A 19,022-nucleotide genomic window follows, 5' to 3' on the forward strand; every position below is an offset into this window, starting at 1 on the left:
GGCGTCGCGCACCCGCGCCCCGCGGCGCTCGACGTGGCGCAGCTCGCGGGTGGTGCCGCCGGCGGCGACGATGCCCGGCGCCGCGGCGACCGTGTCGGCGACGTGGGCGGCCAGCACCCCGCGGTGACGGCGCAGCTCGGAGGCACGCGCCAGCACCCGTGGAGCGACCACCACGACGCTGAGCGCGAAGCCGACCAGGGGCACGGCCACGGCCAGGCCGAGGAGCGGGTGCACCACGACCAGGGCGGTGAGCACACCGAGCACGACCGGACCGGCGACCGCGAGCGGCGCGACGCCGAGGGCGACCCAGGTGCGCACCGAGGTGAGGTCGTTGGTGGTGCGGGCGACGGTGACGCCCAGGCTCGGCCCCGACCCCGTCAGCGCCGAGGCCACCAGGCCGGTGCGGATCTCCTGCACGTAGTCCTGGCCGAGCCGCTCGGCCAGCACCCGCTCGCGGGCCCGCACGAGGCCGAGCACCGCCGCGCCGGCGACCAGCGCCAGCACCCCGAGCACCCGCACCAGCGTGGTGGGGGCGTCGAGCACCATCGGCACGACCAGCACCGTCTGCACCGCGAGCGCCGCCTGGGCCGCCCCGGTGCCGAGCAGGCGGAGCAGGGTGGTGCGGCGGGGGCCGGCGAGCAGCGGGGGGAGCCGGTCGTCGGCGGGTGGTCCCGGGACGCTCGCCGGCGCTCGCTCCTCGACGACCGGGGCCTCGCCGGGTGCGTGGGGGGCGGGCGTCACGCGAGCAGCTCCCGGGCGACGGCCGGGTCGCAGAGGTCGTAGGTCGCGACGACGGGCAGGTCGAGGGCGCGGGCGGCCTCGCGGTGCGCCAGCGGCGAGGCGGTCAGCACGCCGCTGACCGCGCGCACCCGGGCGCTGGTCGCGGCGAGGGCCTGCCGCCCGGCCACCGCTCCGAGCGCGTCGCCCGCGGCGAAGACGACGTCGTCGACCAGGGTCGCGAAGAGCGGGTCGGCGAGCAGGCGGGCGGTCTCCTCCTGGTAGACGCCGTCGGCGATCTCGACCACCACGACGTCGGGGGAGTCGGCGGCGAGCTCCTCGACCAGGGTGGAGAGCAGGGTGCGCACCCGGGCGTGGGAGAGCAGGTACGTCGACGGGTGGCCCATGTCGGTGAAGTCCAGGACCCGTCGGGCGCCCGCGTCGGCGAAGAGCCGCGGGTCGCCGCCGGCCCCGGTGCCGGTGACCTTGCCCGCGTTGACGTGCAGGCCGTCGGCGCTGAGCCCGCGCACGAGGCAGGCCAGGGCGGTGGACTTGCCGGAGTTCATCGACGTGCCCAGCACGGCCACGACCCGCGGTCCCACGCCGCGCTCGCGCACGGGGCGGGCGGCGACCGGCGCGTGGTCGGCCAGGGTCACCCGCTCGCCGTCGCGGGCGAGCAGGCCGAGGGGGCGCAGTCGCGTGGCGTCGTCGAGCGCGGCGTGCTGGGCCACGACCCGGCCGGCGACACCGCCGGCCGCGACGAGGTCGGTGGGGCCCAGGTCGTCGGGCACGACGGCCTCGAACTGGTCGGGGGCGTAGCGGTTGCCGTAGGCCACCAGCACCTCGTCGCCGACGAAGAGGGTCTGGCGCCGGCTGCCCGGGCCCTCGAGCCTGGTGTGCTTGCCGATCTCCTCGACCCGGGCGAGCACGACGTCGCCGCTGCGCGGGGCGACCTCGGGGCCGTGGAGCAGCTGGTGCCCGGAGCCGTCGGCCTCGAGGGCGTCCGCGAGGAAGCGGGTGGTGTAGGCCTTCTTGGCCCGGGCCAGGCGCTCGGCGGGCAGCGGCTCGAGGGTGCTGGTCGTCGCGGCGGTGCCGGCGGCAGTGCCGGCGGGGGTGAGGTCGGCGGGGGCGGGGAGGACGGGGTTCGTGGTCATGACGAGGACGCTAGGAACGCCGCATGAGGCTTTCTTGTGACGCCGATGAGCGTCCTCTCATGGGGGTCGTGCGGGGTCCCGCGCCGGACGCGGCGAGGGGGCCCGACGCGATGCGTCGGGCCCCCTCGGGAGGCGTCACGGGCGGCTCAGCAGCAGCGCTCAGCAGCAGCGGCCCTGGGTGGAGCTCTCGCGGTGGTCGTCGCGGTGCCGCTCGAAGGCACGGCGGCTCATCGGCTCGGTGCCCTCGCGCTCGCAGCGGGCGAGGTAGGCGTCCCACCGGCCCTCGCCGCTGAGCTCGCGGGCGTACCACCGCACCCCCGCCAGCGCCCGACGTACGGCGCCGGGGCGCTGGTCGGCGGTGGGCCGGCCCGTGGCGCTCACCGCCCGCTCCCGACCGTCTCCGCGCGCCGGGCCTCCCACTCCGCGACGGCCCGCTTCTCCTCGGCGGTGGCGACGAAGTCGGCGGGGGCGACCAGCTGCGAGGGCACGGCCGGCACCTCCGTGGTCGGCAGCGAGCCGGCCCGCAGCGCCCGCACCCAGATCAGGGCGGCGTTGGCCACGATGACGATGACGAGCAGCGCGAAGCTGGCCTGCAGCACGCCGTTGACGGTGGAGTTGAAGACCACGGTGTCCATCTGCGAGGGATCGGCCGCCGGGGCCAGGACCTCGCCGGCGTCGCGCGCGGTGCGGTAGCGGTCGGCCTGGGCGAAGTAGCCGATGGCGGGGTTGTCGGAGAACACCTTCTGGTAGCTCGCCGTCATCGTGGTGACCAGGTCCCAGGCCAGCGGCACGGCCGGCACCCACACCCACCTCGTCCAGCCGTGCTTGAGGAAGAGCGTCACGCACAGCGTGAGCGCGATCGCGGCCAGCAGCTGGTTGGCGATGCCGAAGAGCGGGAAGAGCTGGTTGATGCCGCCCAGGGGGTCGGTCACGCCGACGTAGAGCATGTAGCCCCAGCAGGCCACGACCGCGGCCGAGGAGAGCCAGGCCGCGGGCTTCCACGAGGTGTCGCCGAAGCGCGGCCACACGTTGCCCACGGTGTCCTGGAGCATGAAGCGGCCCACCCGGGTGCCGGCGTCGACGGCGGTGAGGATGAAGAGCGCCTCGAACATGATCGCGAAGTGGTACCAGAAGGCCGCCAGCCCGCCGCCGAAGGCGTCGCTGAAGATCGTCGAGATGCCGAAGGCCAGGGTCGGCGCGCCGCCGGTGCGCGAGACCAGCTCCTCCTCGACCGAGTCGGTCGCGGCCTGGAGCTGGTCGGGGGTGAGGGTCATGCCCAGCCCGTTGACGAACTGCACGGCGCCGTCGATCGTGCCGCCGGTGACGCCCGCGGGGGCGTTGATGGCGAAGTAGAGCCCCTGGTCGATGACCGAGGCGGCGATGAGGGCGGAGATGGCGACGAAGGACTCCATCAGCATGCCGCCGTAGCCGATCATCCTGACCTGGCTCTCCTTGGCGACCATCTTCGGCGTCGTGCCCGAGGCGATGAGCGCGTGGAAGCCCGAGAGGGCGCCGCAGGCGATGGTGATGAAGAGGAACGGGAAGAGCTGGCCCGCGAAGACCGGCCCGTCGCCCTCGGTGGCGAAGGAGGTGACGGCGTCGTTCTGCAGCACCGGGCGGGCCAGCACGAGACCGACCGCCAGCAGCAGGATGACGCCGATCTTCATGAAGGTCGACAGGTAGTCGCGCGGGGTGAGCAGCATCCACACCGGCAGGATCGAGGCGACGAAGCCGTAGCCGACCAGCGCGACGGTCAGCGTCTCCTTCGACAGCGTCAGCGACTCGCCCAGGCCCCAGGTCTCGACGTAGCCGCCGCCCACGATGGCCAGCAGCAGGAGGACGACGCCGATGGCGGTGGTCTCGAGCACGCGGCCCGGGCGCAGGAAGCGCAGGTAGACGCCCATGAAGAGGGCGATCGGGATGGTCAGCCCGATCGAGAACACGCCCCACGGCGACTCGGCCAGCGCGTTGACCACGACCAGCGCGAGCACGGCCAGGATGATGATCATGATCGCGAAGACCGCGATCAGCGCGGCGGTGCCTCCGACGACGCCGATCTCCTCGCGCACCATCTGGCCCAGGCTCTTGCCGTCGCGGCGCATGGACAGGAAGAGCACCACCATGTCCTGCACGGCGCCGGCGAAGATGACGCCGACGATGATCCAGACCGTGCCGGGCAGGTAGCCCATCTGCGCGGCGAGCACGGGGCCGACCAGCGGCCCGGCGCCGGCGATGGCCGCGAAGTGGTGCCCGAACAGCACCCGGCGGTCGGTGACCTCGAAGTCGCTGCCGTTCTCCAGCCGCTCCGCGGGCGTGGCCCTCGTGTCGTCGAGGCGCAGCACGCGGCGGGCGATGAAGCGGGAGTAGAAGCGGTAGGCGATGAGGTAGGACGACAGCGCCGCGAAGAGGATCCACAGGGCCGAGACCGACTCGCCGCGGCTGAGCGCGAGCACGGTCCAGCAGACGGCGCCGACGAGGGCGACCGCCACCCAGACGGCGATCGAGCGTGGCGTCATCCGGCCCGTGTCGCGGCTCGGCTGGGGGGCCGGGCCCGACGGGCGGGACGTGGTGGACGTGGACATGGGGGACCTCCGAGACCGAGGGGGGTGAGCGCCGTCACCGTACTGCGTCCCGGGCCCCTCAGCGTGCGGCGATGCGTGCGGCGGTACGCCACGCGCGGGTCGTGCCCGCCGAGGAGGTCAGCCGCCAGTCGCGCTCCTTGCGCTCGTCGAACCACACCACGGTGGTCAGCGCCGGCATCCCGCGGTGCGCCAGCATGCTGCGCACCCAGGCGGCCTTGCTGTGCTCGGGGTCCACGGGCGCCCCGTCGTCGACGCGCGGCTCCTTGGAGGCCACCTCGCAGATCCACACCGGCAGGCGCGGGGCGAGGGCCACGAGGTGGTCGTACTGCGCGCGGAAGATCCGCCCGAAGGAGCGCCACCGGCCCCAGCCGGCGTCGCGGCCCCAGTTGAAGCCGTCGAGCCCCAGCACGTCGACGTACGCCGCCCCGGGCCAGATCCGCCGCACGGGCGTGGTCTCGGCGTAGGTGTCGGCGGTCGGGTTGAAGACCCAGCGCAGGTTGTCGGCCCCGGCCTCGCGCAGGTGGGTCACGACGTGGCGCCAGGCGAGCCGGAACTCGCGGAAGGTGCCGCCGAAGCGGCGCTCGCCGGCCGCGGTGGGCTGGAAGTCCTGCCAGTCGCCGTTCATCTCCGGCCAGGGCCTCACGTAGACGTCGTGGGGGTAGGCGCGGGCGGCCGCGGCGATCTGGTCGAGGTAGGCGTCGTGCTCGCCCGCGGTCCACTCCGCGAAGCGGGTCGGGCCCATGTCCCACGACAGCAGCAGGTCGCGCGCGCCGTCGTCGGCGAGCCGCTCCTCGGTGGCGGCGGGGAAGACGTCGCCGTAGCCGTAGTAGTAGGAGGCGACCGCGGCGTCGGTGCCGGCGCTGCGCTCCCAGGCGGCGAGCCGCTCGGGGTCGGTGGTCATGCCGGGCACGAAGGCGCCGAAGTCGACCCGCTCGACGAGCGGCGCGGTCCGGGCCGTGCGCGCGGTGCCGGGGGCAGGGCTCGCTGCCGTGCTTGCTGCGGGGCTTGCTGCGGGGTCCGCTGCGGGGGCGGGGGCGGTGGCGCGGGTCGGGGGGAGGGCGGTCGTCCCGGCGGGGTGCTCGACACCCGATGCGACCGCCGGGGTCAGCGCCAGGGGGAGCGCCAGCGACACCAGGGCCAGACCGAGTGAGCGCGACAGCCGGGGGGACCTGTCACGGTCGCTCACACCGCGACCATCGGCCGGACCGCGCCCGACCACACCCCTCGCGGGCCACTTCCACCCCGGTGGGGGCCGGAAATGCCCGACCGGCTGCTCCCGGGGGCCGGGGGTGACCACAGCCGGTCTAGTCACTTCGGGTCATCGTCTGGGGTCGAACGAGGGGCTCGGCTATTTTGGGGATCGCACGGGGCTCGGGCCCGCGCGTGCCGGTCGTCGGGGGGACGGCCGGATGTTCTGGGGGGAACACACGTGACGACCACCGTCGTGGCGCGGCCTGACGCTGCGCCCGCACCACAGGCTCCACCGCTGCACCAGCAGCCCGACCAGCAGCCCGACCAGCAGCCCGAGCGACGATCCGAGCAGCGGTCCGACCAGCAGGCGGAGCGCCGCCGGCGGGGCCGGCACCGTCGCCGCCGTGTCGAGATCCAGCCGCCGCGCCCGGCGCGCCCGCACGCGACCGGGCGGCTCGTGGCGCTGCTGCCGGCCCACGACGAGGAGGTCGGCCTGCCGCCGGCGCTGCGGTCGCTGGCCGGGCAGACCCGCCCGCCCGACCGGGTCGTGGTGATCGCCGACAACTGCACCGACCGCACCGAGGACGTGGCCCGCGAGCTGGGCGCCGAGGTGCTCACCACGGTCGGCAACCGCCACAAGAAGGCCGGCGGGCTCAACCAGGCCCTCGACCTGCTCCTGCCGACCCTCGACGACACCGACCTGGTGCTGGTCATGGACGCCGACTCGCTGCTGGAGAGCCGCTTCCTCGAGGTGGCGCGAGCCACCCTCGACGGCTCGCGCCCCCTGTCGCGCCGGCACCGCAAGGAGCTCGGCGGCGTCGGCGGCACCTTCCAGGGCGGGCCGGGCGGCGGGCTCGTCGGCCTCTTCCAGCGCAACGAGTACGCCCGCTACGCCCGCGACGTGCGCCGCCTCCAGGGCAAGGCGCTCGTGCTCACCGGCACGGCCTCGGTCTTCCCGGTGCGGGTGCTGCGCGAGGTCCGCGCGGCCCGGCTCGCCGGCGTCCTGCCCGACCGCTCGGGGGCGGGCGGCGTCTACGACACCCACGTGCTCACCGAGGACAACGAGCTGTCGCTGGCCCTGATGCACCTGGGCTACGGCATCGCCGCGCCGGCCGGCTGCACGCTGGAGACCGAGGTGATGACGACCTGGCGCGCCCTGGCCCAGCAGCGGGCCCGCTGGAAGCGCGGCGCCCTGGAGAACATCGTCGACTACGGCCTGACCCGCATCACCGCGCCCTACTGGGGCCGGCAGGCGATGAGCGCCCTCGGCGTCCTGGCCACGGTGCTCTACCTCGCCACCCTGGTGTGGGGGGTGGTCGCCGGGATCACGCTCCACCCGTTCTGGCTGGCCGCCTCGCTGGTCTTCGCCCTCGAGCGCGTGGTCACCGTGCGCGCCCGCGGCTGGCGGCAGCAGCTGCTCGCCGCGCCGCTGGTGGTCGAGATGGTCTACGACGTCTTCCTGCAGCTCGTGCAGGCCCAGGCGATGGCCCAGTCGGCCCTGCGTCGCGAGAGGAGGTGGTGAAGGAGATGTACAACAACCCTGCAGTCGTCAGCGGCGGCGGCGTGCTGGCCGCGACCGGCCTCGGCGCCGGCATGCTGTGGATGTTCCTCGCGGCGTTCGCGCTGCTCGCGCTCGGCCTGGCCGTGCTGCGCACCGTCCCGCGGGCCGAGCGGTGACCCCGCGCCGGCCCCGTCGCCCCCACCCCCGGCGTCTCCTCGCGTGGCTGCTGCTGGTCGCGGGCTGTGCCGTGCTGGTGGCCGCGGGCACGACGTACGTCGGGGCGGGGCGGGAGACGGCCGCGGCCCAGCAGCGGCTCGCGGGCCAGCTGCCCGCGGGGCCGCGGGTGGTGGTCGACGGCGACCACGGCCCGGTGCCGGTGGCCCGCCCGGTCGCCACCGGTCGGGCGCTGGCCGAGATCCGCGTGCCCCGGCTCGGGGCCGACTGGTCCTGGGTCGCGGTGGAGGGCACCGACGACGCGCAGCTGGCCACCGGGCCGGGCCACTACATCGGCACCCCGCTGCCCGGTGCGCGCGGCAACAGCGCCTTCGCGGGCCACCGCGCTGGGCACGGCGACCCGTTCCTGGACTTCGACACCCTGCGGAGGGGTGACGAGGTCGTGATCACCCAGGGGAGCGTGCGGTGGACCTACCGGCTCACCCGCGACCCCGAGGTCGTGCCCGTCGACGCCACCTGGGTGCTCGACCCCACCCCCGGGCGGCAGCTGACGCTGACCACCTGCTGGCCCCGCTACGGGTCCAGCAAGCGGATGTGGGTGCGCGGCACGCTCGAGCGCGTCGAGCGGAGCGCCCCCGGTGCGACCCCGGCCGCGGGAGCCTGGCGTGAGGTCGCGGTGGGCTGAGCGCCACCGCGCGCCACCGAGCGCCACCGGACTGTCGCCTTGGCGGTGGCCCGGGTGGTTTGCGTGGTTCGTGCGGGTCCTGGGGTGGCCGGTTTGCGGAAGCGGCGCAATTGCGCTGGCTGGGGTGGGGCGCTCGGGCGGTTTGCGTGGTCCGTGCGGCTCCTGGGGTGGCCCGTCTGCGCGAGGGGCGCAATTGCGTGGGCTCAGGTGGGGCGCTCGGGCGGTTTGCGTGATTGGTGCGGCCCGTGTCGTGGCTGGGCTGCACGAGCGGCGCCACTGCGCTGGCGGGAGCGTGCGACCCGACCCGGGCCACGCGGGCCGGCGCGGACCACCCGGACCACCCGGACCGTGGAGCCCACGTACCTCAGCGGCGCGCGGTGGCCAGCAGGTCCTCGAGGGTGGCCAGCTTGACCCGGGGCCGCCCCTGGGCCTCGCCGCGCTCGCGCTCGCCGCGGTCGATGGCCAGGTGCTCCCGACGTCCGATCGCCTCCGGTCGCCGGGCGCGCACCAGGCGGCGGAAGGAGCGCCGCGAGCCGCGTCCGACCCGGCCCCCGGCGGGGCCGCGGTGGTCGAGCCGCCCCGCGTTGGCGTCCTCGACCAGCGCGGCGACCGTCTCGGCGGCGTCGGCGCGGTTGGTGCCGATGCCGCCACGTGGGCCGCGCTTGATCCACCCGACGACGTAGGTCGCGGGCACCACGTCGCCGGTCACCGGGTCGACGACCCGGCCCCGGTCGTGGGGCACCGTGTGGGCCACCTCGTCGAAGGGCAGGCCCGCGACGGGCTCGCTGCGGTAGCCCACCGAGCGCAGCAGCAGCCCGGTGGGCACCGTGCTCGCGGCCACGCCCGGCTCCTTCGCGTCGGCCGCGGAGCCCGGGTCGGTGCCGGGGAGCGGGGTCGGCGCGAGGCGCACCTGCTCCACGCGGTCGGCGCCCTCGACGCGCTCGACGACGCTGCCGAAGCGCAGCACGAGCCGGCGGCGGGCGCCGGGGCCGGACGCAGGAGCCACGGAGTAGTCGACCGGGCCGACCGGCACGCCCTGGAGGGCGGCGGCGTGGCTGCCGGGGGCGGCCTCGGCGATGGCGGTGGCGATCTCGGGTCCGGCGTCGACGACCACGTCGAGGTCCTCGCGCAGCAGCAGGGGCCGCAGCTCCGAGAGGGAGTACGCCGCCTCCGCGGGGCCGCGCCGGGCCACCAGCACGACCTCGGTGACGTGGCTCCCGCGCAGGGCGGCGAGCGCGTGATCGGCGATGTCGGTGCGGGCGAGGTCGCCGCCGCGGCGGGCGTCGCCGAGCAGCACGCGGGCCATGTCGAGGGCGACGTTGCCGTTGCCGACCACCACGGCGCGGCCGCGGCTGGCGGGACCCAGGTCGACGACGTCGGCGGGCACCTCAGGCTGGGCGTTGTACCAGCCGACGAAGGTGCGGGCGGCGAGGCTGCCGGGCAGGTCCTCGCCCGGCACGCCGAGGGTGCGGTCGGAGGTCGCGCCGACGGCGTAGACGACCGCGTCGTGGTGGGCCATCAGGTCGGCGTGGGAGAGGTGGGTGCCGACCTCCACGTTGAGCACGAGGTCGAGGCGGGGGTTGCGCAGCACGGTCGCGAACCGGTCGGCGATGGCCTTGGTGCTCTGGTGGTCGGGCGCCACGCCGTAGCGGATCAGGCCGCCGGGCGTCGGGAGCCGGTCGAGCATGGTGACCTCGGCGCTGGTGGTGAGCAGCGCCATGGCGGTGTAGCTGGCGGCCGGCCCGGTGCCGACCACGGCCACCCGCAGCCCGGCGGCGTGGGCGGTGAGGCTGGCCGGGAAGTGGGGCTCGGTCCAGCCCGGGTCGGGTCGCTCCGCGGCCGAGGCGACCCGCGCCGCGGCCGGCGCCGGCTCCTCACCCCGCTCCTCGTCAGGCTCCGCCCCGGGCCCGGCCGGGGCGGCGCCCGGGCCGGTGAAGTGGGCCCGGTTGATCTCGGCGTACGCCGCGAGCGGCCCGGTGAGCGACTCGACCGGGAAGATCGCGTCGACGGGGCAGGCGTCGGCGCACGCCCCGCAGTCGATGCAGCTGCGCGGGTCGACGTAGAGCATCTCGGTGGTGCCGAAGTCGGGCTCGTCCGGCGTCGGGTGGATGCAGTTGACCGGGCAGACCGAGACGCACGAGGCGTCGCTGCAGCACGACTGCGTGATCGCGAAGGCCATGGGTCAGACCATGCTCACGCGCTTGTAGAAGGCCAGCGCCGGGCGGGTCAGCAGACCGAGCTCGTCGAGGAACTCCATGAGGTGGGCGCAGCTGGAGCGCATCAGGGTCTTGTGGTGCTCGTTGGCCTTCGCCTCGGCCAGGGCGCGCACGGGGTCGAGCCCGGCGGCGGCGTAGACCTTCTCGTTGACCATGTTGGAGACGATCACGTGGGCGGCCACCGCGATGACCAGCGCGGAGGTCTGGCGGCGGCGGGGGCCGGCGCCCTCGATGCGCTCGCGCATCTCCTGGCGGGCGAACTTCATGTGGCGCGACTCCTCGACCACGTGGATCTTGCTGGTGGTGCGCACGATCGGGAGCACCTGCTCGCCGCGCATCCAGTCGCGCTGCATCACGTCGAGCACCTCCTCGGCGACGAGGATGCCGCCGTAGGCGACCTCGGCGGTGGCCAGCGACTTGAAGCCGCGGCCGAGCTGGATGCTGCTCTGGGTGGGGAAGTAGGCCGAGATGCCCATCTTCTGGCAGGCCCGGGCGAACATGATCGAGTGCCGGCACTCGTCGGCGATCTCGGTCAGGGCGAACTGGAAGTCGGGCCGGGAGTAGTCGGCGCAGTACTGGTCGCGCAGCACCATCTGCTGGAGGATCATCTCGAACCAGATGCCGGTGCTCATGATCGACGCGACCTCGTGGCGGGTCAGCGTGACGCGCTGCTGCTCGGTCATCTCCGACCACAGGCGCGTGCCGTAGAGGGTGCTCCACTCGGGGTTCAGCCCGTAGTGCGACGGGTCGAGGGGGGCGTCCCAGTCGACCTCGGTCATCGGGTCGTAGGACAGCGCCGCCGAGGAGTCGAGCAGACGCTGCGAGGCGTCGTGGGTGGTGCGCCGAGCCGGGTCCAGGGTCGCGCCGAGGGTCGTGTCCATGCCGGGCCTCCGTAGAAGGGTGGGGTGACGCCGCAGCGGGTGGGTTAAGTGATACGCGGTGTCACGGTTAGATAGAAGGTACAGCGTGTACCCCCACGTGCCCAGCCCCCTTCGGGTGTGAGCCCGGTAACCTCGGGACGGTGTCCGACCCCGCCGACGAGCCCGCCGACGCGGAAGGGCGGGCGGACCAGGTCGACGGTCGCGCGACCCGGTGGACCGGCCAGCAGGAGCGGCGCCGCGAGGAGTTCGTGGAGGCCGCGCTGGCTGCCATCGAGGAGCACGGCGCCGACGTGTCCACCGAGCAGATCGCCGCGCGGGCGGGAGTCGCGCGCACGCGTCTCTACCGTCACTTCGCCGGCGCCCAGGACCTCAACCGCTCGATCGCGGCCCGCGCCGAGCAGATGATCCTCGAGGGCCTCGCCCCGGCCTGGGACGCCTCGCACAGCCCCGACCGCATCATCCGCACCGCCGTGACCACCCACCTGCGGTGGCTGACCGACCATCACGAGCTCTACCGCTACCTCGTGCGCCACTCCGTGACGACCGCCGACGGCGAGAACGTCGTCAACGACGTCAAGCGCCTCATCTCCGACCTGCTGATCCGCCTGCTCGACGAGTACGTCGAGCTGCTCGGGCTCGACCCCGGGCTCACCCAGCCGCTCTCCTTCGGCCTGGTCGGCTTCGTCGACGCCGCGGCCGGTCGCTGGGTCGACGACCCCCTCGGGGTGTCGCTGGAGGACATGGTCGACCTGCTGGCCCGGTGGATCTGGGCGGTGCTCGACGGTGTGCTGCGCGACATGGGCCTCGAGGTGGACCCCGCCGAGCCGCTCGTCTCGCTCGGTGGGGCCTGAGGCCCGCCCCTCCCGCCGGGCGGCCCCTGTCCTCAGGCGCTCGTCAGGCGCTGGTCAGGCGGCCGTCACTGGGCGGCGTAGCCGCCGTCCACGAGGTGGAAGCTGCCGGTGACGAAGGTCGCGGCGTCGGAGACCAGGAAGGCGACGAGGGCGGCGACCTCCTCGGAGGTGCCGAGGCGACCGGTCGCGTGCTTGTCGGCGAGCGCCTGCTGGGTCGCGGCGTCGAGGTTGGCCTCGAGCAGCGGGGTGGAGATGAAGCCGGGGCCGACGGCGCTCACGCGCACGCCTTGCGCGCCGTACTCCAGGGCGGCGGTCTTGGTCAGCCCGACCAGCGCGTGCTTGGCGGTGACGTAGGCCGAGGAGTGGGCGATGCCGACCGAGCCGAGCACCGAGGCCATGGTGACGATCGCCCCGCCGCCGTGGGCCGCCATCGCGGGCACCTGGGCGCGCAGGGCGTAGAAGACGGCGTTGAGGTCGACCTCGATGACCCTGCGCCAGGCGTCGAGCGGGTAGTCGCCGACGGGCACGGCGGGGCCGCCGATGCCGGCGTTGTTGACCGCGATGCGCAGCGGGGCGAGCTCCTCCGCGGCGGCGACGAGCCGGTCGACGACCTCGGGGTCGGACACGTCGCCCACGAGGGCGGTGGCGCGTCCGCCGGCGGCGGTGATCTCGGCGGTGACCGCGTCGGCGGCGGTGGCGTCGAGGTCGGAGACGACGACGGCGGCGCCGTTGGCGGCGAGCAGCGTGGCGACGGCGCGGCCGATGCCGGAGCCGGCTCCGGTGACGATGGCGGAGCGGTCGGAGACGTCGTAGGTGGCCATGGGTGGGTCCCTCCAGGGTGCGGGGGCGTCGCTCCTGGCGGCGCCGGATCTATCCGACATATGTCGGTTACCTGGCTAACCTACGATCGTCGGAAATCGTTCCCGCCGCCGCCCCAGGAGGACCCCGTGGACCCCCGCCAGCAGCGCAGCCGCGCCCGGCTCCACGCCGCGGTGCTCGCGCTCGCCGCCGACCGGCACGTCGGCGACCTCACCGCGACCGCGGTGGCCGCGGAGGCCGGGGTGCACCGCTCGACCCTCTACGAGCACGCCTCCTCGCCGGTCGACCTGCTGCAGGCGGCGCTGCTGGCCGAGCTCGACCTGCTGCGCGCCCGGCTGCGCGACGACCTGGCCGACGCCGGCCCGGCGCCCGTCGCGACCGACGTGGTCGCCCGGGTCGTGGGGGAGGTGACCGAGGGGGTGCTCGAGCACGTCGCCCGCCACGCGGCGCTCTACCGCCGCGGACTCGGGCCCGACAGCGGCGCCGCCAGCCTGCACGGCCTGCTCAGCGCCCACTTCCAGGAGTCGAGCCGGCTGCTCCAGCGGCTGGTGGGCGCCGGGGTCGACGTGAGCGTGCCCGGGGTCGCCGACCCGGTGGTGGCTGACGTCGCCACCCGTTTCATCGCCGACGGCACGGTCGGCGCGATCGAGGGGTGGCTGCGCGAGCCGTCGCTCGACGTACGCCGCTTCCTCGAGGTGTACCGGCGGCTGCTGCCGCCGTGGTGGCCGTTGACGGTCAGCACGCCGGACGTGGATGGTCCGGAGGCGGTGGCTGAGGACTGAGTCGGGCAGCCCCAGCACCGGGCCGGGCTAGAGCTCGATGCCGCCCACCCAGCGCTCGCCCTCGTCGCCGCCCCAGGCGTCCCAGGCCACGCGACCGGGGGAGGGGAAGCCGTCGGTGCCGTGCGTGAAGCCGTCGGCATCCTTGTCGACGCTGTGGCGCTTGAAGTAGGCCTGCATCTTCTTGACCTGCTCGTCGGTGAGCTTCTCACCGGCGGCCAGCTGGTGGGCGCGGTGGTCGCCCACGTCGGTGAAATTGCGCCCGGCCTTGCCCTCCTCGATCCAGCGCACCGCGCGCTCGCCGTTCTCCTGCACACCCTTCGGCGGCTGGTGCCTGCCCTCTGCCATGGTCTGCTCCTCCTGTGCGTGGGGGACCGCGACGACGCGGTCTAGGCCTGCCGTCAGGCCTTCGACAGCGACGACTCCTTGTGGGCCGCCGTGGAGCCCGACTTCTCCGACTCCACGATCCAGTAGGGCTCGTCGTCGCTGGCGTCGAACGTCTGCTTGTCGTGCTGGAAGGGCGAGGTCCTCTTCTCCTTCGCCGTGCCCTTCGTCTTTCCCTGGGGGGTGTTCCAGGTGACCGCGTCACCCTTGCTGATAGCCATGGGTCGACGATAGGAAGACGCTCGGACGGCCACCGCACCCGCCGGGGTGGGCTCGCGTCATGGTCTGCCCGGGGGCTCCTGGCCCCGACGGCCTAGGCGTCCTCGGGTCGCGGCGGCGCGATCTCGCCCCGGGCGACCCGGCGGTCGTAGCGCTGCTGCATCCGAGCCGTACGACGACGGGCGCGGGCCTGGCCGCGGCGCCCGGCGCGGGTCTCGGAGTAGCGGCGCCGCCGGTCGGGCCACCACGACTCCTGGGCCCGGATCACCCACCGCATGGTCAGGCGCACCACGGCGCCCGCGACCCGACCGGGCTCACCGGTGCGGTGCACCTCGCGCACGCGCGGCGGCATCAGCAGCAGCGCCTGGGTGCGGGCGAACCACCGCATCGGCGGCGGGAAGAAGCGCTCGGCGTACTGACGCACCATGCCCTCGGCCAGCTCGTGGCCCTCGGGGGTCGAGGGCCAGTCGCGCGCCTCGAAGCGCGCCGCGAAGGCCCGCACCCCGGCCATGTCGTCGGGGAAGCCGGTCACGTCACCGTGCTCGCCGCGGAAGAGCCCGGCCAGGTCGCGCAGGAAGTGGTGCCAGGCGACGTCGAGCGTCGGGCTCTGTGGCGGCAGGCCGAGGGTCTCGCGCATGCGTGGCAGGAAGTCACCGACGGCGCAGAGGGTGTAGACGTACTCGTCGTTGTCGCCGAAGGCGCCGGGGAAGCGCCGGGCCAGCCCCAGGTGGTAGCGGTTGAGCCGCTCCACCGAGGCCCGCGTCGCCTCGCTGCGGGCGCCCTGGGTGAACCACGTCATCAGGTAGCCGCTGCCGTCGTGGAAGCGCTCCTCCCCGCGGTGCAGCATCTTGCCCGTGCCCACCAGCGTGGCCGACGCCGTCGGGGGCAGGGCGGTCTGCGCGGTGGTGACCAGGAGCGTGAGGTTGACGATCGGGTCGTTGAGCTGGTGCTCGGCGACCAGACGCATGATCTCGTCGCTGTCGGTCTCCGGGTCGAGGGACTCGATCCGGTCGGCCAGCCACTTCCACGGGGCGCGGGTCACGCCTGCGAGTCTGCCCGGTGCCCGGAGGGTCCGACCCGCACCGCGTGCCGGCGGGCGCTCGTCACCTCGCGCGGACGACCCGGGTGGAGGCGGCCATGTCGCCGAGGCGCTGGTTCCTCGGGCTGGCCAGCACGGCCACGAAGGCGACGAGGTAGAAGGCGAAGCCGTCGACCACGCGGAGCGCGGTGCGCACGAGCGCCTGCACGGCCGTCACGTCGCCGCCCTTGTCGGAGACGACGCGGATGCCGACGATCTTCTTGCCGAGGGTCTGTCCCGTCGTCAGCTCGAGGACGAGGAAGTACCCGGCCGCCACGAGCAGCGTGAGCAGGAACGGCACACCGGTCAGCGAGACGCTCGCGCCGCCGTCGCCGGCCTGGCTGTCGCCGAAGAGGATCCCCGCGACCACGAAGAGCGGCGCCATGACGAGCAGGGTGTCGAGCAGGAGGGCGCCGACGCGCTGGCCCGCGCTCGCATCGGTGCGAGCGGTCGGGGGCAGGGAGGTCTGGGCGTGGGGGAGGCTCATGGGGGTGGTTCTACCGCGAGCGGCGCCACGGCCGCAGGCGTTCGGGGAGGACGCCCGTGAGGGGCGGGGAACGGCGAAGGCCCCCGTCGGATACCGACGGGGGCCTTCTCGCAGGTCTGAGCCCTGCGGTGCTCGTGGGCAGGGGCGGGGTCGAACCGCCGACCTTCCACTTTTCAGGCGGACGCTCGTACCAACTGAGCTACCTGCCCGAGCGACACGAAGGTTACACGGGAGGGGGCGGCCCCACGAATCGACCCTGCCCGACACCGGACGGGCGCCGGGCGCCGATGGGCCGGGCGCGTGCGGGTTCCCCTAGACTGCTCCGCGCCTGGCCCCCATCGTCTAGCGGCCTAGGACGTCGCCCTTTCACGGCGGTAGCACGGGTTCGAATCCCGTTGGGGGTGCTGCGGTCCCGCTCCGGCGGGGCCCGATCCACTCCGATTCGGTGCTCCCGCGAGGAGTGGGTTATGGTTCCATCGCTCCGGTGACGGAGCACCTGGCCCCGTAGCGCAGTTGGTTAGCGCGCCGCCCTGTCACGGCGGAGGCCGCGGGTTCGAGTCCCGTCGGGGTCGCCATCGCGAACAGCCCCGGACCACCTTGGTCCGGGGCTGTCGTCGTTCTCGGCCCGTGGCGGTAGGCCTGGGCCGACGTCACCGCCGGCCGTGCGCAGGTCAGCCCGCGAGCTCCCCGGCCAGCGCGAGGAGCGCGTTCTCGACGACCTCGGTCAGCGCGGGGTGGATCCAGTACTGGCCCCGGGCGAGGTCGGCCACGGGCTGGTCGAAGCTCATGGCCTGGATGAGCGGCTGCACCAGCACCGAGGCCTGCGGACCGAGCAGGTGGGCTCCCACGAGACGACCGGTCGCGCGGTCGGCGAGCAGCTTGACGACGTAGCCGGCCGCCTCGCCGTGGCGGTCGTCGGCTTCCAGGGCCCAGCCGAACGCCGTGTCGCCGTACTCGTGGCGGGCGATGGCGAGGTCGAGACCCTGCTCGCGGGCCTGGGCCTCGGTGAGGCCGACCGCGGCGACCTGGGGGGAGGCGAAGACGGCGTTGGGCACGAAGCGGTGGTCGGAGACCCGCAGGTCGTCGGGGTGCAGGAGGTTGTGCTTCACCACCCGGGCGTCCTGGTTGGCGACGTGCTTGAGCGGCTCGGGGCTGGAGGCGTCGCCGAGCGCCCACACGCCCTCGGCGCTGGTGCGCTGGTGCTCGTCGACCAGGATCCGGCCCGTGTCGTCGGTCTCGACGCCCGCGCGGTCGAGGTCGAGCAGGTCGCCGTTGGGGCGGCGGCCGATGGCCAGCAGGAGGGCGTCGACCTCCACCTCGCTGCCGTCGTCGAGGTGCATCACCGTGCCCCCGGCGGCGCGAGAGACCCGCTCCAGCGACGTGCCGAGCCGCACGTCCCAGCGCTGCGACACGATCCGGGTGAAGGTCTGGGAGATGTCGTGGTCCTGGTTGGAGATCAGGGCCTCGCCCGACTCGACCTGGGTCACGGTGGCGCCGTAGGCGGCGAAGACGTGGGCCAGCTCGGCGCCGATGTAGCCGCCGCCGACCACGCCGATGCGCCGCGGGAAGGTCTCCAGGCGCATGACGTCGTCGCTGGTGTGGTGCTCGACCTCGTGGAGGCCCTCGATGTCGGGCACGACCGGCCGACTGCCGGTGGCGAGCACCACCTGGTCGGCGGTGAGCTCGACCGTGGCGCCGTCGTCGAGCTCGACGCGGAGGGCGCGCGAGCCGGTGAACCGGGCGGTGCCGGAGAGGAGGTCGACGCCCGGCAGGCCCTCGCGGTAGGCACGGCCGTCGGCGGAGACCTCGTCGAGGCGCCCGAAGACCCGGTCGCGGATCGCGGCCCAGTCGGCGCCGTCGGCGCTGGTGCGCGCGCCCAGGCGGGGGCCGTCGGCGGCGGCGTCGACGACGTCGGCGGGGCGGATGAGCATCTTGGAGGGGATGCAGCCGCGGTTGAGGCAGGTGCCGCCGAAGGGGCCCCGCTCGACGATGGCCACCGAGAGCCCCGCGAAGGACTTGTCGATGACGGTGTTGCCGGAGCCTGCTCCGAGGACGACGACGTCGTAGTGGGTCACACCGGCGAACCTAGGCGCCGCACCCTGGGGCGCGGTCCACCCGCGTGGGTCGGTTGTCGCGCGGTGGCACGATGCGGGTGTGCCCGTCGCGATGGACCCCGACCGCTTCGACGCCCTCGTCGACGCCGCGCTCGACGAGATCCCCGACGAGCTGGCGCAGCTGGTGACCAACGTGGTCGTGCTGGTCGAGGAGGAGCCGCCGGAGGGCGAGCCGCGCGACCTGCTCGGGCTCTACGACGGTGTCGCGTTGACCGAGCGGGACTTCTCCACGATCCTCGAGCTGCCCGACCGGATCTTCGTCTTCCGCGGCCCGCTGCTGCGGATGTGCGCGAGCGAGGAGGAGCTGGTCGAGGAGGTCCGGATCACCGTGGTCCACGAGGTGGCCCACCACTTCGGCATCGACGACGACCGCCTCCACGAGCTGGGCTACGCCTGAGGGCCTCAGGTGGCCAGCAGGAAGCCCACGGCGCACAGGCCCAGGCCGCCGAGCAGCGACACGGCGGCGTAGAGGGCCCCGGTGCGCGGGCCCAGGCCCCGGGTCTGCACGACGAAGGAGGAGTACGTCGTGAAGCCGCCGCAGAAGCCCGTGCCGAGGAGCGCGACCCACTCCTGCGAGAGGTGGCCCGAGAGCGCCAGCGCGCTGACCACGCCGAGCACGAGGGAGCCCAGCAGGTTGACCGCGAGCGTCCCGGTCGGCCAGCGGGCGTCCAGCCGCTGGGCGACGGCGTAGCGCAGCGGCGCGCCGACCCCCGCCCCGAGCGCCACCAGCAGGCCGCGGACCACGGTGTCGACGGTGTCGGTCGTCGTCACGGCCCCTCCCCGCGAGGCGTGCGGTCGTCCCCGCGGTCCGCCGCCCAGGCGTGCACCGCGGTGACGGCGAGCAGCGCGGCGGCCAGGCTGCCCACGACGTAGGCGGCGGCCGGCCCGGGGCGGCCGGCGTCGAGCAGGGCCCGGGTCTGCTCGGAGGCCGCCGACAGCGTCGTGAAGCCGCCCATGACCCCCGGCCCGAGGAACGACGCGAGGCCGCGGCTGCGGCGTACGGCGGCGAGGAGACCCGCGGTCGCGAGCAGCGCCGAGCCGACCACGTTGATGGCCAGGGTGGTCCAGGGGAAGGCGCCGGCCGGGTCGGGGGAGACCTCGAGCAGGGCCCAGCGCACGACGGCGCCGAGGGCTCCGCCGAGCGCCACCAGCGCGAGCAGCCGGGGAGCGGGGCTCACCGCGGCGTGGGG

The 19,022-nt window shown here is 74.6% G+C and carries 21 protein-coding genes and 3 tRNA genes; 8 read left to right on the forward strand and 16 right to left on the reverse strand.

What is annotated here, in order from left to right; genetic code table 11:
- The 5 genes from LPA27_RS11240 to LPA27_RS11260 form a co-directional block, all read right to left on the reverse strand.
- The coding region (locus LPA27_RS11240; protein ID WP_228942478.1) for a hypothetical protein at nucleotides 1–741 on the reverse strand (741 nt) is incomplete at its 3' end.
- Nucleotides 738–1,871 (reverse strand): hypothetical protein, encoded by a 1,134-nt coding sequence (locus LPA27_RS11245; RefSeq protein WP_228942479.1) that lies wholly within the window; start codon nucleotides 1,869–1,871, stop codon nucleotides 738–740. The genes LPA27_RS11240 and LPA27_RS11245, both read right to left, overlap by 4 nt.
- A gap of 159 nt (nucleotides 1,872–2,030) precedes the next feature.
- A complete protein-coding gene (locus tag LPA27_RS11250) occupies nucleotides 2,031–2,252 on the reverse strand; it encodes a YbdD/YjiX family protein (protein WP_228942480.1) in 222 nt (73 codons plus the stop codon).
- A complete protein-coding gene (locus tag LPA27_RS11255) occupies nucleotides 2,249–4,387 on the reverse strand; it encodes a carbon starvation CstA family protein (protein WP_228942481.1) in 2,139 nt (712 codons plus the stop codon). Before LPA27_RS11255 ends, LPA27_RS11250 begins: the two co-directional genes overlap by 4 nt.
- 124 nt (nucleotides 4,388–4,511) lie before the next feature.
- Nucleotides 4,512–5,639 carry a glycoside hydrolase family 26 protein gene (locus LPA27_RS11260; RefSeq protein ID WP_228942482.1) on the reverse strand — a complete coding sequence of 376 codons (1,128 nt, stop codon included), beginning with the start codon at nucleotides 5,637–5,639 and terminating at the stop codon, nucleotides 4,512–4,514.
- A 243-nt stretch (nucleotides 5,640–5,882) separates the two neighbouring features.
- Here LPA27_RS11260 and LPA27_RS11265 point away from each other — a divergent pair, with 243 nt between their 5' ends.
- From LPA27_RS11265 to LPA27_RS11275, 3 genes are read left to right on the forward strand one after another with little or no spacing between them, the layout of a single operon-like run.
- Nucleotides 5,883–7,166 (forward strand): glycosyltransferase, encoded by a 1,284-nt coding sequence (locus LPA27_RS11265; RefSeq protein WP_228942483.1) that lies wholly within the window; start codon nucleotides 5,883–5,885, stop codon nucleotides 7,164–7,166.
- Nucleotides 7,163–7,321 carry a hypothetical protein gene (locus LPA27_RS11270; protein WP_156718038.1) on the forward strand — a complete coding sequence of 53 codons (159 nt, stop codon included), beginning with the start codon at nucleotides 7,163–7,165 and terminating at the stop codon, nucleotides 7,319–7,321. The genes LPA27_RS11265 and LPA27_RS11270 overlap by 4 nt, the downstream gene beginning before the upstream one ends.
- Nucleotides 7,318–8,004 (forward strand): sortase, encoded by a 687-nt coding sequence (locus LPA27_RS11275; protein ID WP_228942484.1) that lies wholly within the window; start codon nucleotides 7,318–7,320, stop codon nucleotides 8,002–8,004. The genes LPA27_RS11270 and LPA27_RS11275 overlap by 4 nt, the downstream gene beginning before the upstream one ends.
- 364 nt (nucleotides 8,005–8,368) lie before the next feature.
- Here the strand turns inward: LPA27_RS11275 and LPA27_RS11280 are convergent, their stop codons facing one another.
- Together LPA27_RS11280 and LPA27_RS11285 are read right to left on the reverse strand one after the other, a co-directional pair.
- Nucleotides 8,369–10,183: a 4Fe-4S binding protein gene (locus LPA27_RS11280; protein WP_228942485.1), complete on the reverse strand. Its 1,815-nt coding sequence runs from the start codon at nucleotides 10,181–10,183 to the stop codon at nucleotides 8,369–8,371.
- 3 nt (nucleotides 10,184–10,186) lie between these two features.
- Nucleotides 10,187–11,101: an AurF N-oxygenase family protein gene (locus LPA27_RS11285; RefSeq protein WP_056903359.1), complete on the reverse strand. Its 915-nt coding sequence runs from the start codon at nucleotides 11,099–11,101 to the stop codon at nucleotides 10,187–10,189.
- Between the two features lie 140 nt (nucleotides 11,102–11,241).
- Between LPA27_RS11285 and LPA27_RS11290 the strand changes: the two genes are divergently transcribed.
- Nucleotides 11,242–11,952 carry a TetR/AcrR family transcriptional regulator gene (locus LPA27_RS11290; RefSeq protein WP_228942486.1) on the forward strand — a complete coding sequence of 237 codons (711 nt, stop codon included), beginning with the start codon at nucleotides 11,242–11,244 and terminating at the stop codon, nucleotides 11,950–11,952.
- A gap of 65 nt (nucleotides 11,953–12,017) precedes the next feature.
- Here the strand turns inward: LPA27_RS11290 and LPA27_RS11295 are convergent, their stop codons facing one another.
- Nucleotides 12,018–12,773, reverse strand: a complete 756-nt coding sequence (locus tag LPA27_RS11295) for an SDR family NAD(P)-dependent oxidoreductase (RefSeq protein WP_056863376.1) — start codon at nucleotides 12,771–12,773, stop codon at nucleotides 12,018–12,020.
- Between the two features lie 126 nt (nucleotides 12,774–12,899).
- On the opposite strand from LPA27_RS11295, the gene LPA27_RS11300 reads away from it, so the two are divergent.
- On the forward strand, nucleotides 12,900–13,553 hold the full coding sequence (locus LPA27_RS11300; protein ID WP_228942487.1) for a hypothetical protein: 654 nt from the start codon (nucleotides 12,900–12,902) through the stop codon (nucleotides 13,551–13,553).
- Nucleotides 13,554–13,580: 27 nt separating this feature from the next.
- Here the strand turns inward: LPA27_RS11300 and LPA27_RS11305 are convergent, their stop codons facing one another.
- The 5 genes from LPA27_RS11305 to LPA27_RS11325 form a co-directional block, all read right to left on the reverse strand.
- Nucleotides 13,581–13,898: a hypothetical protein gene (locus LPA27_RS11305; RefSeq protein ID WP_056863378.1), complete on the reverse strand. Its 318-nt coding sequence runs from the start codon at nucleotides 13,896–13,898 to the stop codon at nucleotides 13,581–13,583.
- A 53-nt stretch (nucleotides 13,899–13,951) separates the two neighbouring features.
- The gene (locus LPA27_RS11310; protein ID WP_056863379.1) at nucleotides 13,952–14,155 is read right to left on the reverse strand and encodes a DUF2945 domain-containing protein; all 204 of its coding nucleotides are present in this window, start codon (nucleotides 14,153–14,155) and stop codon (nucleotides 13,952–13,954) included.
- A 92-nt stretch (nucleotides 14,156–14,247) separates the two neighbouring features.
- Entirely contained in the window at nucleotides 14,248–15,195 is a 948-nt protein-coding gene (locus LPA27_RS11315; protein WP_228942488.1) for a hypothetical protein, read from the reverse strand.
- A gap of 61 nt (nucleotides 15,196–15,256) precedes the next feature.
- Nucleotides 15,257–15,718 (reverse strand): RDD family protein, encoded by a 462-nt coding sequence (locus LPA27_RS11320; protein ID WP_056863381.1) that lies wholly within the window; start codon nucleotides 15,716–15,718, stop codon nucleotides 15,257–15,259.
- Nucleotides 15,719–15,853: 135 nt separating this feature from the next.
- Nucleotides 15,854–15,927 (reverse strand) — tRNA-Phe (locus tag LPA27_RS11325).
- Between the two features lie 122 nt (nucleotides 15,928–16,049).
- On the opposite strand from LPA27_RS11325, the gene LPA27_RS11330 reads away from it, so the two are divergent.
- Together LPA27_RS11330 and LPA27_RS11335 are read left to right on the forward strand one after the other, a co-directional pair.
- Nucleotides 16,050–16,122 (forward strand) — tRNA-Glu (locus LPA27_RS11330).
- Between the two features lie 94 nt (nucleotides 16,123–16,216).
- Nucleotides 16,217–16,293: transfer RNA gene (locus LPA27_RS11335), tRNA-Asp, on the forward strand.
- Nucleotides 16,294–16,389: 96 nt separating this feature from the next.
- On the opposite strand, the gene LPA27_RS11340 is transcribed toward LPA27_RS11335, so the two are convergent.
- Complete coding sequence (locus tag LPA27_RS11340) at nucleotides 16,390–17,793, reverse strand: mycothione reductase (RefSeq protein WP_228942489.1); 1,404 nt, start codon at nucleotides 17,791–17,793, stop codon at nucleotides 16,390–16,392.
- A 79-nt stretch (nucleotides 17,794–17,872) separates the two neighbouring features.
- Between LPA27_RS11340 and LPA27_RS11345 the strand changes: the two genes are divergently transcribed.
- On the forward strand, nucleotides 17,873–18,229 hold the full coding sequence (locus LPA27_RS11345; protein WP_056863383.1) for a metallopeptidase family protein: 357 nt from the start codon (nucleotides 17,873–17,875) through the stop codon (nucleotides 18,227–18,229).
- A gap of 5 nt (nucleotides 18,230–18,234) precedes the next feature.
- Here LPA27_RS11345 and LPA27_RS11350 read toward each other — a convergent pair whose 3' ends face one another.
- Complete coding sequence (locus LPA27_RS11350; protein ID WP_228942490.1) at nucleotides 18,235–18,603, reverse strand: fluoride efflux transporter FluC; 369 nt, start codon at nucleotides 18,601–18,603, stop codon at nucleotides 18,235–18,237.
- On the reverse strand, nucleotides 18,600–19,010 hold the full coding sequence (locus LPA27_RS11355) for a fluoride efflux transporter FluC (RefSeq protein ID WP_228942491.1): 411 nt from the start codon (nucleotides 19,008–19,010) through the stop codon (nucleotides 18,600–18,602). The genes LPA27_RS11350 and LPA27_RS11355 overlap by 4 nt, the downstream gene beginning before the upstream one ends.
- Nucleotides 19,011–19,022: the final 12 nt, after the last annotated feature.

The organism is Nocardioides sp. Leaf374 (genome assembly GCF_916862475.1).
Lineage (GTDB): Bacteria > Actinomycetota > Actinomycetes > Propionibacteriales > Nocardioidaceae > Nocardioides > Nocardioides kribbensis.

Coding starts and splice junctions, on each gene's coding strand:
- LPA27_RS11320 (WP_056863381.1), bottom strand. CDS start 15,718: ATGAGCCTCCCCCACGCCCAGACCTCCCTGCCCCCGACCGCTCGCACC.
- LPA27_RS11310 (WP_056863379.1), bottom strand. CDS start 14,155: ATGGCTATCAGCAAGGGTGACGCGGTCACCTGGAACACCCCCCAGGGA.
- LPA27_RS11305 (WP_056863378.1), bottom strand. CDS start 13,898: ATGGCAGAGGGCAGGCACCAGCCGCCGAAGGGTGTGCAGGAGAACGGC.
- LPA27_RS11255 (WP_228942481.1), bottom strand. CDS start 4,387: ATGACGCCACGCTCGATCGCCGTCTGGGTGGCGGTCGCCCTCGTCGGC.
- LPA27_RS11280 (WP_228942485.1), bottom strand. CDS start 10,183: ATGGCCTTCGCGATCACGCAGTCGTGCTGCAGCGACGCCTCGTGCGTC.
- LPA27_RS11295 (WP_056863376.1), bottom strand. CDS start 12,773: ATGGCCACCTACGACGTCTCCGACCGCTCCGCCATCGTCACCGGAGCC.
- LPA27_RS11245 (WP_228942479.1), bottom strand. CDS start 1,871: ATGACCACGAACCCCGTCCTCCCCGCCCCCGCCGACCTCACCCCCGCC.
- LPA27_RS11285 (WP_056903359.1), bottom strand. CDS start 11,101: ATGGACACGACCCTCGGCGCGACCCTGGACCCGGCTCGGCGCACCACC.